We start from the raw sequence: 13,914 nt of genomic DNA, 5'->3' as shown, positions 1-13,914 counted from the left end.
GAGCTCACAGCAGCTTCCTGCCCTCACCACGATACGTGGGCACGCTCTCGACGACCTGATCGCCGGCGACGACGTGCAGCACGTCGGTGCGCTCGCACAGCTCGCCCGACTTCGCGTGGCGCATCCACACGCGGTCCCCGAGCGCGAGCCGGTCGGCCGCCGCTCCGAGCACGGGCGTCTGCACCTCGCCGGCGCCCTCCTGCGGGTCGATCCGCAGCCCTTCGGGCCACGCGACGATGGGCTCGCGGTCGGGTCCGGGCGGTCCGGAGGCGATCCATCCCCCGCCGAGCAGCGTCACGCAGCCGCGACCGGGTCTGCGCACCACCGGCAGGGCGAAGGCGAGCGCCGGCGCCGGTGAGAACCGCCGGTACCCGTCGAACAGGTGCGGCCCGAAGAGCCCGCTGCCGGCGCCGATCTCGGTCACCGAGGGGTCGGCAGCGGTGAGCTCGATCGACCCGGTGCCGCCGCCGTTCACGAACTCGAGCGCTGCCACCTCGCGCACCGCGCCGACGGCGGCGCCGCGCCGCTCGCGCAGCTCGGCGACCGACAGCCGCTGCATCGTCCGCAGCACCACGGGCGGGGCGAGGCCGCGTCGACGGGCGTCCTGCACGCCCGCGACCTGCGCCTCGTAGGCCATGAGCCCGACGAGCGTGAAGCCCGGTCGGGCGACGACGGCCTCGGCGAGCGCTCGCAGCCGTTCGGGCTCGCGCAGCGGCGAGCGCCGCACGCCCGCGCGGACCGGCCACAGCCGGAACGACGCGTCGAGCTCGAGCGCGACGCGGATGGGCGGATGGCCGGGCGCGGCGTCATCGACGACGTCGAGGTGCTCGAGACTGTCGACCATGAGCGTCACGCGCGAGAGCGCCCGCTCGTCGCCCGCGAGCGCGCGGAGGGCGGCCCGGTCGACGGTCGGGTAGCCGACGAGCACGTCGTCGACGGTCTCCGAGAGCCAGAGGCCCTCCGGCAGCGTCGCGGCGAGCGCGCCGGCGAAGCCGGGGAGCCGCAGCACCGCGTCGAGCACCGCGCGGCTGCGCACCGACTTCGTGGCGACCCGCAGCGTCGTGCCCGCCGATCGCGCCACCATGCTGCGCGCGTTGTGCGCGAGTGCCTCGAGCGAGAGCGCGGCGAACGGCCCGTCGATCGCGGCGGTCGCGGCATCCATCCGCTGCCAGTGGCCGTCGGCGTGCCAGGGCGCGGCCTCGTCGAGCAGCAGCATCAGCCGCGTCCCATCACGGCGGCGGTGAGCGCGGGGACGGCGGCGTCGATCATGCGCCGCGACGCGTCGGAGTCGCGCGTCCGGAGCCAGGAGTAGGTGATGCCGTCGGTGACGTGGATGAGGAGCGTCGCGACGTCGCGCGCCCCGGGGGCGGCGCTGACCTCGAAGCGCTCGCGCAGCAGCTCGATCGCAGCGACCACGAGCTCGAGGTAGCCCTCCTGCACCTGCGCGGGCAGATGGGCGAGCGCCGGCGTGCGGGTGCAGAACGCCATGATCTCCATGATCGCGAGCTCGTACTCGGGGTGCTGCAGGAAGCGCTCGAGCCAGTGCATGAGCAGCGCCCGGACCGCGTCCTCGGGCGCGGCGCCGTCGGGGACGAGCCCCGCGAGGCTGTCGTCGGGCTGCACCGCGATGTACGCGTAGGCCTCGCCGATCATCTCCTCGCGGGAGGCGAACACGTAGTGGAAGGTCGCGAGCGGCACGTCGGCCTCGGCGACGATCGCCCGCACGGTCGCGCCGTGCATCCCCTCGCGCGCGATGACGCGCAGGCCGGCCTCGATGAGCTGCCCGCGGCGCTCGATCGCCGATGTCCGTGCCACGCTGCCTCCGACCTCGACCTGACTTGGACAAGCGTCCGGGTCAAGCGTACGCCTTCCGGGCGAGCCCTCGAACGACGACAGCGCCGCCCCTCCCGGAGGAAGGGCGGCGCTGTCGAGGGCTCGGAGCCGGGTCGGCCTAGGCGTCGACCTTGGGCTTCGGGCGCGAGGCGAACGTCTCGAAGGCGACCCGCGGGTGCTCGCGCTCCGAGAGCTCGACGATGTCGCGGCCGAGCCAGAAGTTGTTCCACCAGCCGCCGAAGACGCGCAGCTTGCGCTCCCACATCGGCATGGCCATGCCGTGGTAGCCGCGGTGCGCGAGCCACGCGAGCGGGCCCTTGATCGCGATCTTGCCGCTCTGGAACACGCCGTTGCCGATGCCGAGGCCTGCGACCGCGCCGAGGTTGTCGTGGATGTACTCGCGCGGCGCCTCGTCGCGGAGCACCGCGACGATGTTCTTCGCGAGCAGCTTCGCCTGGCGCACCGCGTGCTGCGCGTTGGGCACGCAGAAGCCGCCGGGGCCGGGGGTCTTCGACTTGTCGGGCACCGCGGAGACGTCGCCGGCCGTCCACGCGTCGGGGACCACGACGCCGTCCTTCGCGACCTGCAGGGTCGCGAGGGCGGTGATGCGGCCGCGCTCGTCGAGCGGCAGGTCGGTCTGGCGCACGACGGGGTTCGCCATCACGCCGGCCGTCCAGATGATGAGGTCGGAGGCGAAGCGCTCGCCGGTCGACAGCTCGCACACGCCGCCGACGGCGCTCTGCAGCTGCGTCTCGAGGTGCACGTCGACGCCGCGCCCGCGCATGTCGGCGACGACCCAGTCGGCCGTCTTGGCGCTGACCTCGGGCATGATGCGGCCCATCGCCTCGACGAGGTGGAAGCGCACCTCCTCGAAGCCGATCTCGGGGAAGCGCGAGAGCAGGTGGGTCGCGAAGTCGCGCAGCTCGGCGATCGTCTCGATGCCGGCGAAGCCGCCGCCGACGACGACGACCGTCAGCAGGCGGTCGCGCTCGGGGCCGACGGGCAGTGCCGCGGCGCGGGCGAAGTTGCCGATGAGGCGGTCGCGCACGGCGGTGGCCTCCTCGATCGTCTTCATGCCGATCGCCTCGTCGGCGACGCCGCCGATGGGGAACGTGCGCGAGACCGAGCCGGCGGTCATGACGATGACGTCGTACTCGAGCGTCGACGGCTCACCGAGCTCGGGCTGGATCGTCGCGACCTTGGCCGCGTGGTCGACGTAGGTGACCTTCGCCTGCACGACGCGCGTGCGCGCGAGGTGGCGGCGCAGCGACACCACGGCGTGCCGCGGCTCGATCGACCCTGCGGCGACCTCGGGGAGGAACGGCAGGTACGTCATGTACGGCAGCGGGTCGACGATGGTGATCTCGGCCTCCGCGGCACCGAGCTGGCGCTCGAGACCGCGAGCGGTGTAGAGGCCGGCATAGCCGCCGCCGACGATGAGGATCTTGGTCACAGCACGCTTCTTCCGCGGTATCAGATGTGGATGTGCATCGAGTCTATCGCGGCTCCGGATGCGCCTCTGGGCCCGCGGCGCCGCGAGCGTCCGGTGCGCACGCGCAGACCTCGGGAGACCAGTCCGCGAGCGCGAGCGCCTCGTCGCCGATGACGTTGACCCCCGGGCCGGCCGAGAGGGCGTGCGCGATGACCGCGTGCAGGCACTTCACGCGGCTCGGCATGCCGCCGGCGCTGATGCCGGCGATCTCGTCGACGCGGCCGTGCCGCTCGCGGTCCGCGAGGTACGCCGCGTGGGCCGCGGCATACGCATCCGCGACCGCCGGGTCGTCGAGCCGGAGCTGCAGCCGCGCCATCGTGCCGTCGGCCTCGAGGCGCGACGCGGCCGCCGTCGCCGCGGGGTGCGTGAGGTAGTAGAAGGTCGGGAAGGGCGTGCCGTCGGGCAGCCGAGGGCTCGTCACGACGACCGTCGGCGCACCGCACGCACAGCGCGCGCCGATGCCGAGCACGCCGCGCATCGAGCGGCCGAGCTGCAGCGCCATGATCTCGAGGTCGCGCTCGGTCGCGGGGTCGATCGCCGCGGGGCTCATTGCGGCTCCGGCGCGACGCCGACGAACGAGCTCGGGCCTTCGTCGGTGAGGCCTGCGAGCAGGAACGACGTCGCGGCGGCCGCCGCCCAGTCGCTCGACGGCTCCTCGAGCGTCGCGGAGGGCACCTCGGCGGAGGCGGCGTCGAGCGGCGAGCGGTCGTCGAGCACGACGAAGCTCGTCTCGCCCGGGTAGACGAAGAACAGCCGGTCGCGTGCTTGCGCCTCGATGTAGGCGGGGTCGTCCCAGCGGGCCTGCTCGGTCTGCAGCGCCTCGACGTTCGCCTGCTGGCCCGCGACCTGGGCCTCCATCGCGGCGATGTCGCGGCGCTGCTCGAGCAGCAGGCCGACGGTCGGCGCGAGCACGACGAAGCCCGCCGCCACGAGGCCGACGACCACGAGCAGCAGCCACGACACGCGCAGCTGGCCGGTGGCGGCTTCACGGGAGGAGGGCACCGACCGAGGATATCGGCGGGTGCCCTCCTTCGACGACAGGACCGCGGTCAGCCCTCGAATCGGGGGAACGCGGCGGCGCCCGCGTACTCGGCGGCCTCGCCGAGGTCCTCCTCGATGCGCAGGAGCTGGTTGTACTTCGCGACGCGCTCGCTGCGGGCGGGGGCGCCGGTCTTGATCTGGCCCGCGTTCACGGCGACCGCGATGTCGGCGATGGTGGTGTCCTCGGTCTCGCCGGAGCGGTGCGAGAGCACCGAGGCGTAGCCGGCCTGCGTCGCGATGCGGATCGCGTCGAAGGTCTCGGAGAGGGTGCCGATCTGGTTGACCTTGACGAGCAGCGCGTTCGCCGCGCCGCGCTCGATGCCCTCGATGAGCCGCTCGGGGTTGGTGACGAAGAGGTCGTCGCCGACGATCTGCACCTTGTCGTCGAGGCGCTCGGTGAGCGTGGCCCAGCCCTCCCAGTCCTCCTCGTTCATCGGGTCCTCGATCGACACGAGCGGGTACGCGTCGACGAGGTCGGCGAAGTAGTCGGTCATGTCGGCGCTCGAGCGGTCCTGGCCCTCGAAGCGGTAGACGCCGTTCGCGAAGAACTCGGAGGCGGCGACGTCGAGGCCGAGCGCGATGTCGCTGCCGGGCGTGAAGCCGGCCTTCTCGATCGCCTGCACGAGCAGGTCGAGCGCGAGGCGGTTGTTGGCGAGGTCGGGTGCGAAGCCGCCCTCGTCGCCGAGCCCGGTGGACAGGCCCTGCTCCTTGAGGATGCTCTTGAGCGCGTGGTAGGTCTCGGCGCCCCAGCGCAGCCCCTCGCGGAAGGTCTCGGCGCCGATCGGCAGCACCATGAACTCCTGGATGTCGACGCCCGTGTCGGCGTGCGCGCCGCCGTTGATGACGTTCATCATCGGCACGGGCAGCAGGAAGGCGTTCGGTCCGCCGAGGTAGCGGAACAGCGGCAGCTTCGCGGAGTCGGCCGCGGCCTTCGCGACGGCGAGCGAGACGCCGAGGATCGCGTTCGCGCCGAGGTTCTTCTTGTTGTCGCTGCCGTCGAGCTCGATGAGCGTCGAGTCGACGATGCGCTGGTCGTCGGCCGAGAGGCCCTCGATGGCCTCGGCGATCTCCTCGTTCACGGCGTCGACGGCCTGCTCGACGCCCTTGCCCAGGTAGCGGGCACTGTCGCCGTCGCGCAGCTCGAAGGCCTCGAACGCGCCGGTGGACGCGCCGCTCGGCACGGCGGCGCGGCCGACGGTGCCGTCGGAGAGCAACACCTCGACCTCGACGGTCGGGTTGCCGCGCGAGTCGAGGATCTCGCGAGCCTGCAGGGTGTCGATGAGTGCCACGGGTGCTCCTTGGATCGCAGTGGATGGCCGCTGTCGAGCCTAGTCGGGCGCGCGGCCGCGTCAGGCGATGGGCTTGACCTCGAGCGTCGCGGCCGCGTCGCCGGGGCGCACGAAGGCGAAGTGCGTCGCGCCGGATGCCGCGAGCTGCTCGAGCAGGCCCGTCACGTTCTTCGTTCGGCGCTGCATCCGAACCGTCTGCCCCGCCGCGACGAGGTCGCGCTTGATCGAGAGCGCGTCGGCGGGAGCGACGGCCTTGTCGACGAGCAGCGCGATCGCCTCGCGGCCACCCGTCTCGGGCAGGGCGACGAGGTCGACGAGCCGCTCGAAGCCGAGCGAGATGCCCACGGCCGGCAGCTCCTGGCCGAGGAAGCGCCCCACCATGCCGTCGTAGCGACCGCCGCCGCCGATCGAGTACGGCAGCTCCGGGTGCGCGATCTCGAAGATCGGCCCCGTGTAGTAGCCCATGCCGCGCACGAGCGTGGGGTCGAAGTCGAGCCGGATGCCGACGCTCGCGCCGAGCAGCTCGCGCACGCCGCCGAGCACGCCCTCGTCGAAGCCGTCGAGCGCCTCGGCCTCGCCGCCGTCGACGAGCCCGCGGATCGCGTCGAGCGTCGCGAGCAGCCGCGCACCGTCGATGCCGCGACCGTCGAGCTCCTCCGTCACGCCCTCGCGGCCGATCTTGTCGAGCTTGTCGATCGTGATGAGCGCGCCCTCGCGCAGCTCCTCGGCGACCCGCGCGTGCTCGAGCGCGGCCGCGAGGATGCGCCGGTCGTTGATGCGGATAAACGCGTCGGGGATGCCGAGCCGCGTGAGCGCATCGGCGGTCGCTGCGAGCAGCTCGAGCTCGGCGGCGATGCCGGGCTCCCCCGCGATGTCGATGTCGCACTGCATGAACTGGCGGAAGCGGCCGCGCTGCGGGCGCTCGGCGCGCCAGACCGGGGCGATCTGGATCGCGCGGAAGACGGGCGGCAGCGCCGCGCGGTTCGACGCGATGAAGCGCGCGAGCGGCACGGTGAGGTCGAAGCGCAGGCCGAGGTCGGCGAGCGCGAGCGGCGCCTCCGCGGCGCGCAGGTCGTCGACCGTGAGCCCGCGGCGCATGACCGCGAACGCGAGCTTCTCGTTGTCGCCGCCGAGCCCCGCGTGCAGGCGGTTCGCGTCCTCGACGACGGGCGTCTCGATCTCCTCGAAGCCATGGTCCTCGTAGGCATCCCGGATCACGCGGAGCACGCGCTCGCGGCGCCGCTTCTCGACGGGCAGGAAGTCGCGCATGCCGCGCGCCGGGTGCACCTGGTTTGCCATGCCGACCATTCTCCCGCACGCGCTCCACACCCTGCGCCGCGGCCCCGTCCGCACCGGCCGCCGCGTGCCATCATGACGGCATGCGACAGCGCTGGCCCCTCCACGATCGCGCCGTCCCCGTCGTCGCATGGCGCATCGTCATCGTGCTCGCGGCGGTGCTCGCCGAGGCCTGGAACATCGTCAACATGGTGCGCGACGGCGAGCCGCCGACCGAGCACTTCGCCTACTTCACCGTCCAGGCGAACATCCTCGTGATCATCCTCATGCTGTGGATGCTGCGCTCGCGCGAGGAGCACCGGCCGCGCTGGTTCGACCACGTGCGCGGCGCGATCACGGCGTACATCGTGCTCACGGGCCTCGTCTACGCCGTGCTGCTCGCGCAGCCCGACGAGGTGTGGTCGTGGTCGATCGAGTACACGAACGCCGCGCAGCACCGCTTCATCCCGTGGATGGTCGGGCTCGACTGGCTGCTCGTGCCGACCGCCCGGCGCATCCGCGTCTCGCGCGCCGCGTGGTGGATGGCCTATCCGATCGGGTACCTCGTCGCGTCCTGGCTGCGCGGCGGGCTCATCGACGGCTGGTTCCCCTACCCCTTCCTCGACCCCGGCGAGCACGGCGGCTGGGCGGGCCTCGTCGGGCCGACGGGGCAGGTGCTGCTCGCCTTCCTCATCGGCATCCTGCTCGTGGCGACCGTCGGCCGGCTGCGCTACCGCGCGCCGGGACCGGCCGCGGCGAGCCTCGACTCCAGCCCGTCGAGCACGAGCTCGAGGCCGTACTCGAACTCGTCGCCGTAGTCGTACGAGCGGCCGACGATCGCCTGCTCGATGAGGGCGGCCATGCGCGGGAAATCGTCGGCCGGCAGCGCGAGCTCGTCGGCGAGCTCGTCGACGCCGCCGCCCGGCTCGAACGGCAGGCTCTGCTCGGTGAGCACGAAGCCGTAGACGTAGGCGTCGAGCACCGAGAAGGCGTGCGCGGCGAGCTGCACCGGGAACCCGCCCCGGTGCAGGCACTCGAGCACAGCCTCGAGGTGTCCGAGCAGCGCCATGCCGGGTGCTCGGCGGGACTCGACGATCGCGGGACCCCAGGGGTGCTCGCGCATGACCTCGCGGAGCGAGGCGCAGCGGGCGCGCATGCCCGCCCGCCAGCCGGCATCGACGGGCGGCCGCTCGACCCGCTGCATGAGCCAGTCGCCGAGGGCGTCGAGGAGCGCGTCCTTGCCCGCGACGTGGTGGTAGAGCGACATCGCCTCCACGCCGAGCTCGCGCCCGACGCGGCGCATGCTCACGCCGTGGAGCCCCTCGCGGTCGGCGACCGCCGCGGCCGCCTCGACGATCCGCTCGGTCGTGAGGCCGGGCCGCCCGACCCCCGGCCTCGCTCCTGCGCCGCTCGTCATGATGCATCCCCTCCTTGCGCTCTTACGAGTGTAAGGATACGGTCGTCGCGAACCTGGCTTACACCTGTAAGGAGCACCGGATGCGTGCAGTCGTCGTCGATCGATACGGACCGCCGAGCGTCGCTCGGGTCGCGGAGGTCGCCGACCCCGTGCCCAGGCGCGACGAGGTCGTGGTGCGCGTCGCCGCTGCCGCGGTCACCTCGGGCGACGCGCGGATGCGCGCCGCCAGCTTCCCGCGCGGCATGGCGCTGCCGGCTCGGCTCGCGATCGGCCTGCACGGCCCACGCCAGCGCATCCTCGGCGTGGCGCTCTCGGGCACCGTGGCGGCCATCGGCGAGGGCGTCACGAGCCTCGCCGTCGGCGACGAGGTGGCGGGCATGGCGAGCCGGGCGCACGCCGAGCTCGTCGCGGTGCGCGCCGACCGGCTCGTGCGCAAGCCGGCGGACGTCTCGCACGACGCCGCCGCGGCCGTGCTCTTCGGCGGCACGACCGCGATGCACTACCTGCTCGACGTGGCGGGCCTCGAGCCGGGCAGGTCGGTGCTCGTCATCGGCGCCTCCGGGGCCGTCGGCTCGAGCGCCGTGCAGATCGCTCGGATCGCCGGCGCCCGGGTGACGGGCGTCTCGAGCGGCCGCAACGCCCAGCGCGTGCGGCAGCTGGGCGCCGAGGCCGTCATCGACTACACCTCGACGCCCATCGACCGGATCGCGGAGCGATTCGACGTCGTCGTCGACACCGTCGGCGCACGCAGCACCGCCGCTGGTCGTGGCCTGCTCGCGGACGGCGGCACGCTGCTGCTGATCGTCGCGACGCTCGGGCAGACGATCACCGCGCGCCGGCCGGTCAGGGCCGGCGTCGCACGCGTGCGGCCCGCGCACATGACCCGCCTGCTCTCGCTCGTCGCGAGCGGCGAGCTCGATCCCGTGATCCAGGAGTCGATGCCCATGGACGACATCGCTCGCGCCCACGGGATCGTCGACTCGGGCCGCAAGGTCGGCAACGTGGTCGTCCGCCCCTAGCTGCCCTCCCCGCCACCTGCCGGGCGAGCCGCGGCCCGACCCGGCAGGGATCGGGCCGCGGCGGCTTGCGCTGTGCGATCGAGGGGTGCGCGTCAGTCGGTCGCTCGGCGTCGGAGGACCGAGAACGCGCCGAGCGCCGCCGCGATGACGGCGACGACGAGCGCCGCGATCGCGATGGGCATCGCGGCGGACGCCTCGCCCTCCTCCGCGGTGACCGAGGCGGTGGCATCCGCGCTGTCCGCGCCATCCGCGCTGTCCGCGCTGCCGGCGGTGTCCGCGCCGTCCGCGGCACCGTGCCCGTGCTCGGACGACGCACCGATCGTCAGGATCGGTGCGGGCGTGTCGGCCTCCTGATCGAGGCTGCTCCAGTCGGTCTCGCCGACCTCGCACGACTGCAGCGTCGGGAACGCGAGGACCGTGCCATCGGCGGCTCCCTCCGGCAGGGTCACCTCGACCTCGAGGGTCTCGCGGATGCCGTCGGGCACGGGCTCGTCGGCGGTCAGCTGCACGACGCGCTGGCCGCCCGCGGTGTCGACCGCGACGTCCCAGCCGGCGTTCGCGATGAGGCTCACCGCCGCGACCTCGTCGGGGATGGTGATGGCGACGCCCGTCGTCGGCGAGCCGTCGCAGCCGTGGCTGAACGAGAAGGCGAGCTCGCTCGTAGCGCCCGCCTCGGTGCTCGAGGGCGAGACGTGCACGTGGGCGCTCGCCGCGGTGGGGGCGAGCAGCACGAGCGCTGCGGCGGCGATGGTGGCGCCGACGCCGGCGGCGACGGTGCGGGGGCGGGTGGTGGACGTGTGCATGGGTGCTCCAATGGCTCCTCGCGCTCGGTGGCGCGGTCGACGGATCGGCGCCGCACGCGCGGTCGCCGAAGTGGTTCGCGGGCACAGGGCCTCGCGGATGGGATCAGCCGACGAGCAGCGGCGGTCCGCGCCGCGCGAGCGCGTCGCGCAGCACGTCGAGGGCGGCCCGAGGAGCCGGCCTCGAGGCCGAGACGGATGCGCGTCGCCGCGCCAGCGGCGGCGTCCAGTCGAGCGTCGCGGCGGCGAGGCGCAGCGACATGGCGCCCTGCACCGCGGCGACCGCGCGCGGCGCGGCTCCGAGGAGCCAGAGCGTGATGAGTCCCGCGCCGAGGTGCGCGAGCGGCATCGAGGCGTGGGCGTGCCCGACCGCGAACGATCCGAGCGCGGCGGAGGCGTCGTGGACGTGCCCCTCCGCCACGGACGTGTCCGGCAGCGAGTACAGGCCGTGCTGCAGCAGCTGCGCGATCGCGACGGCCGACACCCGGCGGGCGACCGACCCGCGGCTGCCGAGCACGGGGGCGAGGACGAGCATCGTCGCGACGAGCGCGGCCGCGAGCAGCAGCGGGTCGGGGGCGGTGCCACCGCCGAGCGCGTGCGCGCAGCCCGTCACGACCGTCGTCGCTGCCGCAACCACGACCGAGGCCGCGAGCGCGCGACGACGACGCTCGATGCGGGCCTCGATCGTCGCGATGCCGGTCACGGCTGCGTCGACTCCCGCTGCGCCGACTCCTGGGCGCGCAGCTCGTGCTCGAGGGCCCGCGTCGCGGTGCGGAGCGCGCGCTCGGCATCGAGCCCCTGCTCGCTCGCGCTCTGCACGAGCGCGAGCAGCGCGGCGCCGAGCGCCTGCTCGTCGGCCGGGCCGCCGTCGGCCGGGCCCCCGTCGGCCGGGCCAGCGTCGGCGAGCGCCTGCGGCAGCGCGAGGCCGGCGCGCCGGGCACGGCTCATCGTCTTCTCGGCGCGCGCGAGCGCCGGCAGCGTCACCGGGATGCCGTCGAGCGCGCTCGACCGCTCCGGCTTCTCGGCCCGCTTGATCGCGTCCCAGTTCGCGACGACGTCGGCCACGCCGTCGACCGCGAGGTCGTCGAAGACGTGCGGGTGCCGGCGGCGCAGCTTCTCGATCAGCGTGCGCGCGACGTCGTCGACATCGAAGCGGCCCTCGGCTCGCGCGATGTCGGCGTGGAAGACGACCTGCAGCAGCACGTCGCCGAGCTCCTCGCGGAGGTGCGCGTCGTCGCCGAGCCCCGCCTCCCTGGCCTCCACTGCCTCGGCGAGCTCGTGCGCCTCCTCGATCGCGTACGGCACGAGCGACGCGTGCGTCTGCTCCGCATCCCACGGGCATCCGCCCGGTCCGCGCAGCCGCGCCATCACGGCGACGAGGTCGTCGAGCGCGCTCACCCCGCGGCCTCCGTCGACGCGGCCTCGGTCGACCCTGCAGCGGGCTCCTTCGGCGGCGGGAAGATGGCCGTGAGCAGCGCGTCGACCCACGCGATCAGCTCGGCGTCGGGCAGCGGCTCGGCCTGCGTGCCCGCGAGCCGGCCGCCACCGGCGGTCGGGATGGGCACGATGACCGTCTTCGCCTGCGCGTTGACCTTCGAGTCCGGGTACATGCGCCGCAGCCGCAGCTGCACCGAGTCGGCGAGCTCCGCCGGGCCCACGCGCAGGTTCGGTCCGACCGTGATGACCTCGGACAGCTGTGCCTTCTGCGCCTTGCGTCGCAGCCGCGCCATGGCGACGAGCGCCGTCACCTGCGCGGGCGGCTCGCCGTAGCGATCGCGGAGCTCCTCGAGCACGTGGTCGATCGCCTCGTCGTCGCGCGACGACGCCGCGGCCGACAGCTTCTGGTAGGCCTCGAGGCGCAGCCGCTCGGCGTCGACGTACTCCTCGGGGATGACCGCGTCGACCGGCAGCTCGAGCCGCAGCTCGCGCGGTCCCTCGTCCTCCTCGCCGCGGAAGACCGAGACGGCCTCCCCCACCATCCGGAGGTACAGGTCGAAGCCGACGCCCGCGATGTGCCCGGACTGCTCGCCGCCGAGCATGTTGCCGGCGCCGCGGATCTCGAGGTCCTTGAGCGCCACCTGCATGCCCGCGCCGAGCTCGTTGTGCACCGCGATCGTCTCGAGCCGGTCGTGCGCGAGCTCCGAGAGCGGCGTCTCGGCGTCGTAGAGGAAGTACGCGTACGCGCGCTCGCGCCCGCGGCCGACGCGCCCGCGCAGCTGGTGCAGCTGGCTGAGGCCGTAGCGCTCGGCGTGGTCGAGGATGAGCGTGTTCGCGTTGGGGATGTCGAGGCCCGTCTCGACGATGGTCGTCGACACGAGCACGTCGTACTGCTTCTCCCAGAAGTCGACGATCACGCGCTCGAGCGAGGTCTCGGCCATCTTGCCGTGGGCGACGCCGATGCGCGCCTCGGGCACGAGCTCGGCGAGGTGCGCGGCGACCCGGTTGATCGACGCGACGCGGTTGTGCACGAAGAACACCTGCCCCTCGCGCAGCAGCTCCCGGCGGATCGCGGCCGCGACCTGCTGGTCGTTGTAGGCCCCGACGAACGTCAGCACCGGGTGCCGCGCCTCGGGCGGCGTCGCGAGCGTCGACATCTCGCGGATGCCGGTGACCGCCATCTCGAGCGTGCGCGGGATGGGCGTCGCCGACATCGACAGCACGTCGACGTTCGCCTTCATCGCCTTGAGCTTCTCCTTGTGCTCGACGCCGAAGCGCTGCTCCTCGTCGACGATGACGAGGCCGAGCTCCTTGAACTGCACGCTCTCCGAGAGGATGCGGTGCGTGCCGATGACGACGTCGACGGTGCCGTCGGCGATCCCGGCGATCGTCTCGCGGACCTCCTTGTCGGGCTGGAACCGGCTGAGCGCCCGCACCTGCACCGGGAAGCCCGCGAAGCGCGACGCGAAGGTCTCGAAGTGCTGGCGCACGAGCAGCGTCGTGGGCACGAGCACCGCGACCTGCGTGCCGTCCTGCACTGCCTTGAAGGCGGCGCGCACCGCGACCTCGGTCTTGCCGTAGCCGACGTCGCCCGACAGCAGCCGGTCCATCGGGACCGGGCGCTCCATGTCGCGCTTGACCTCCTCGATGGTCGTGAGCTGGTCGGGCGTCTCGGCGTAGGGGAACGCGTCCTCGAGCTCGCGCTGCCATGGCGTGTCCGGACCGAACGCGCGGCCCTTCGACGCCATCCGCTTCGAGTACAGCTGCACGAGCTCGATCGCGATCTCGCGCACGGCCTTGCGCGCCTTCGCCTTCGACTGCTGCCAGTCGCTGCCGCCCATCTTCGACAGCTGGGGCGCCTCGCCGCCGACGTAGCGGTTGAGCTGGTCGAGCTGGTCGGTCGGCACCGAGAGCCGGTCGCCCGGATGCCCGCGCTTCGAGGCCGCGTACTCGATCACGAGGTACTCGCGGGTGGTCTTCACCGGGTTCCGGCCGCCGGTCGACACGGTGCGCTGCGTGAGCTCGACGAACCGCCCCACGCCGTGCGTCTCGTGCACGACGTAGTCGCCCGCCTTGAGCTGCAGCGGATCGACGACGGATCGGCGGCGGCCCGCGAGCTTGTGCGGCTGCCGCGCGTCGACGCCGACGGCGCGGCCGAAGAACTCCGCCTCGCTCACGAGCTCGATGCGATCCTCGGTGAGCGAGAAGCCGTGCTCGATCGACGCCTGCGTGACGTGCACGACGCCCGGCTCGAGCGCCGCCGGCAGCGCCTCGACGACCCGCGCCGCGACCTCGTGCTCGCCGAGCACCT

Annotated in this window: 14 protein-coding genes; 2 read left to right on the top strand and 12 right to left on the bottom strand. The window is 73.5% G+C overall.

The features are described 5' to 3' along the window. Positions 1 to 4: 4 nt before the first annotated feature. From ABD106_RS12670 to ABD106_RS12640, 7 genes are all read right to left on the bottom strand, one after another. Positions 5 to 1,216, bottom strand: a complete 1,212-nt coding sequence (locus ABD106_RS12670) for an alanine racemase (RefSeq protein ID WP_343920889.1) — start codon at positions 1,214 to 1,216, stop codon at positions 5 to 7. Further along, positions 1,216 to 1,815 (bottom strand): TetR/AcrR family transcriptional regulator, encoded by a 600-nt coding sequence (locus ABD106_RS12665; RefSeq protein ID WP_343920888.1) that lies wholly within the window; start codon positions 1,813 to 1,815, stop codon positions 1,216 to 1,218. The genes ABD106_RS12670 and ABD106_RS12665 overlap by 1 nt, the downstream gene beginning before the upstream one ends. A gap of 136 nt (positions 1,816 to 1,951) precedes the next feature. Continuing rightward, entirely contained in the window at positions 1,952 to 3,286 is a 1,335-nt protein-coding gene (locus ABD106_RS12660) for an NAD(P)/FAD-dependent oxidoreductase (protein ID WP_343920886.1), read from the bottom strand. Positions 3,287 to 3,329: 43 nt separating this feature from the next. Then, positions 3,330 to 3,875, bottom strand: coding sequence for a DUF501 domain-containing protein (locus tag ABD106_RS12655; RefSeq protein WP_343920884.1), 546 nt, complete (start codon positions 3,873 to 3,875; stop codon positions 3,330 to 3,332). Beyond that, positions 3,872 to 4,327 carry a septum formation initiator family protein gene (locus ABD106_RS12650; RefSeq protein ID WP_343920882.1) on the bottom strand — a complete coding sequence of 152 codons (456 nt, stop codon included), beginning with the start codon at positions 4,325 to 4,327 and terminating at the stop codon, positions 3,872 to 3,874. Before ABD106_RS12650 ends, ABD106_RS12655 begins: the two co-directional genes overlap by 4 nt. 47 nt (positions 4,328 to 4,374) lie before the next feature. Then, entirely contained in the window at positions 4,375 to 5,655 is a 1,281-nt protein-coding gene (eno, locus tag ABD106_RS12645) for a phosphopyruvate hydratase (protein ID WP_343920880.1), read from the bottom strand. A 60-nt stretch (positions 5,656 to 5,715) separates the two neighbouring features. Then, the gene (locus tag ABD106_RS12640; RefSeq protein ID WP_343920878.1) at positions 5,716 to 6,954 is read right to left on the bottom strand and encodes a histidine--tRNA ligase; all 1,239 of its coding nucleotides are present in this window, start codon (positions 6,952 to 6,954) and stop codon (positions 5,716 to 5,718) included. A gap of 80 nt (positions 6,955 to 7,034) precedes the next feature. Here ABD106_RS12640 and ABD106_RS12635 point away from each other — a divergent pair, with 80 nt between their 5' ends. Beyond that, on the top strand, positions 7,035 to 7,748 hold the full coding sequence (locus tag ABD106_RS12635) for a Pr6Pr family membrane protein (protein WP_343920876.1): 714 nt from the start codon (positions 7,035 to 7,037) through the stop codon (positions 7,746 to 7,748). Here ABD106_RS12635 and ABD106_RS12630 read toward each other — a convergent pair. Continuing rightward, the gene (locus ABD106_RS12630) at positions 7,661 to 8,347 is read right to left on the bottom strand and encodes a TetR/AcrR family transcriptional regulator (RefSeq protein ID WP_343920874.1); all 687 of its coding nucleotides are present in this window, start codon (positions 8,345 to 8,347) and stop codon (positions 7,661 to 7,663) included. The genes ABD106_RS12635 and ABD106_RS12630 overlap by 88 nt on opposite strands. Positions 8,348 to 8,427: 80 nt before the next feature. Here ABD106_RS12630 and ABD106_RS12625 point away from each other — a divergent pair, with 80 nt between their 5' ends. Beyond that, positions 8,428 to 9,366 (top strand): NAD(P)-dependent alcohol dehydrogenase, encoded by a 939-nt coding sequence (locus tag ABD106_RS12625; protein ID WP_343920872.1) that lies wholly within the window; start codon positions 8,428 to 8,430, stop codon positions 9,364 to 9,366. A 92-nt stretch (positions 9,367 to 9,458) separates the two neighbouring features. Here the strand turns inward: ABD106_RS12625 and ABD106_RS12620 are convergent, their stop codons facing one another. From ABD106_RS12620 to mfd, 4 genes are all read right to left on the bottom strand, one after another. Next, positions 9,459 to 10,169, bottom strand: a complete 711-nt coding sequence (locus tag ABD106_RS12620; protein ID WP_343920870.1) for a DUF1775 domain-containing protein — start codon at positions 10,167 to 10,169, stop codon at positions 9,459 to 9,461. 103 nt (positions 10,170 to 10,272) lie between these two features. After that, a complete protein-coding gene (locus ABD106_RS12615) occupies positions 10,273 to 10,869 on the bottom strand; it encodes a hypothetical protein (protein ID WP_343920868.1) in 597 nt (198 codons plus the stop codon). Then, positions 10,866 to 11,564, bottom strand: a complete 699-nt coding sequence (locus ABD106_RS12610; RefSeq protein ID WP_343920866.1) for a MazG family protein — start codon at positions 11,562 to 11,564, stop codon at positions 10,866 to 10,868. Before ABD106_RS12610 ends, ABD106_RS12615 begins: the two co-directional genes overlap by 4 nt. After that, positions 11,561 to 13,914 (bottom strand): transcription-repair coupling factor (mfd, locus tag ABD106_RS12605; protein ID WP_343920864.1); only part of this gene is annotated, 2,354 nt, incomplete at its 5' end. The genes ABD106_RS12610 and mfd, both read right to left, overlap by 4 nt.

It is taken from the genome of Agrococcus citreus (assembly GCF_039527715.1).
Taxonomy (GTDB): Bacteria; Actinomycetota; Actinomycetes; order Actinomycetales; family Microbacteriaceae; genus Agrococcus; species Agrococcus citreus.
Note: the sequence above shows the minus strand (reverse complement) of the source record. Positions and strands in the feature narration are given on the sequence as shown.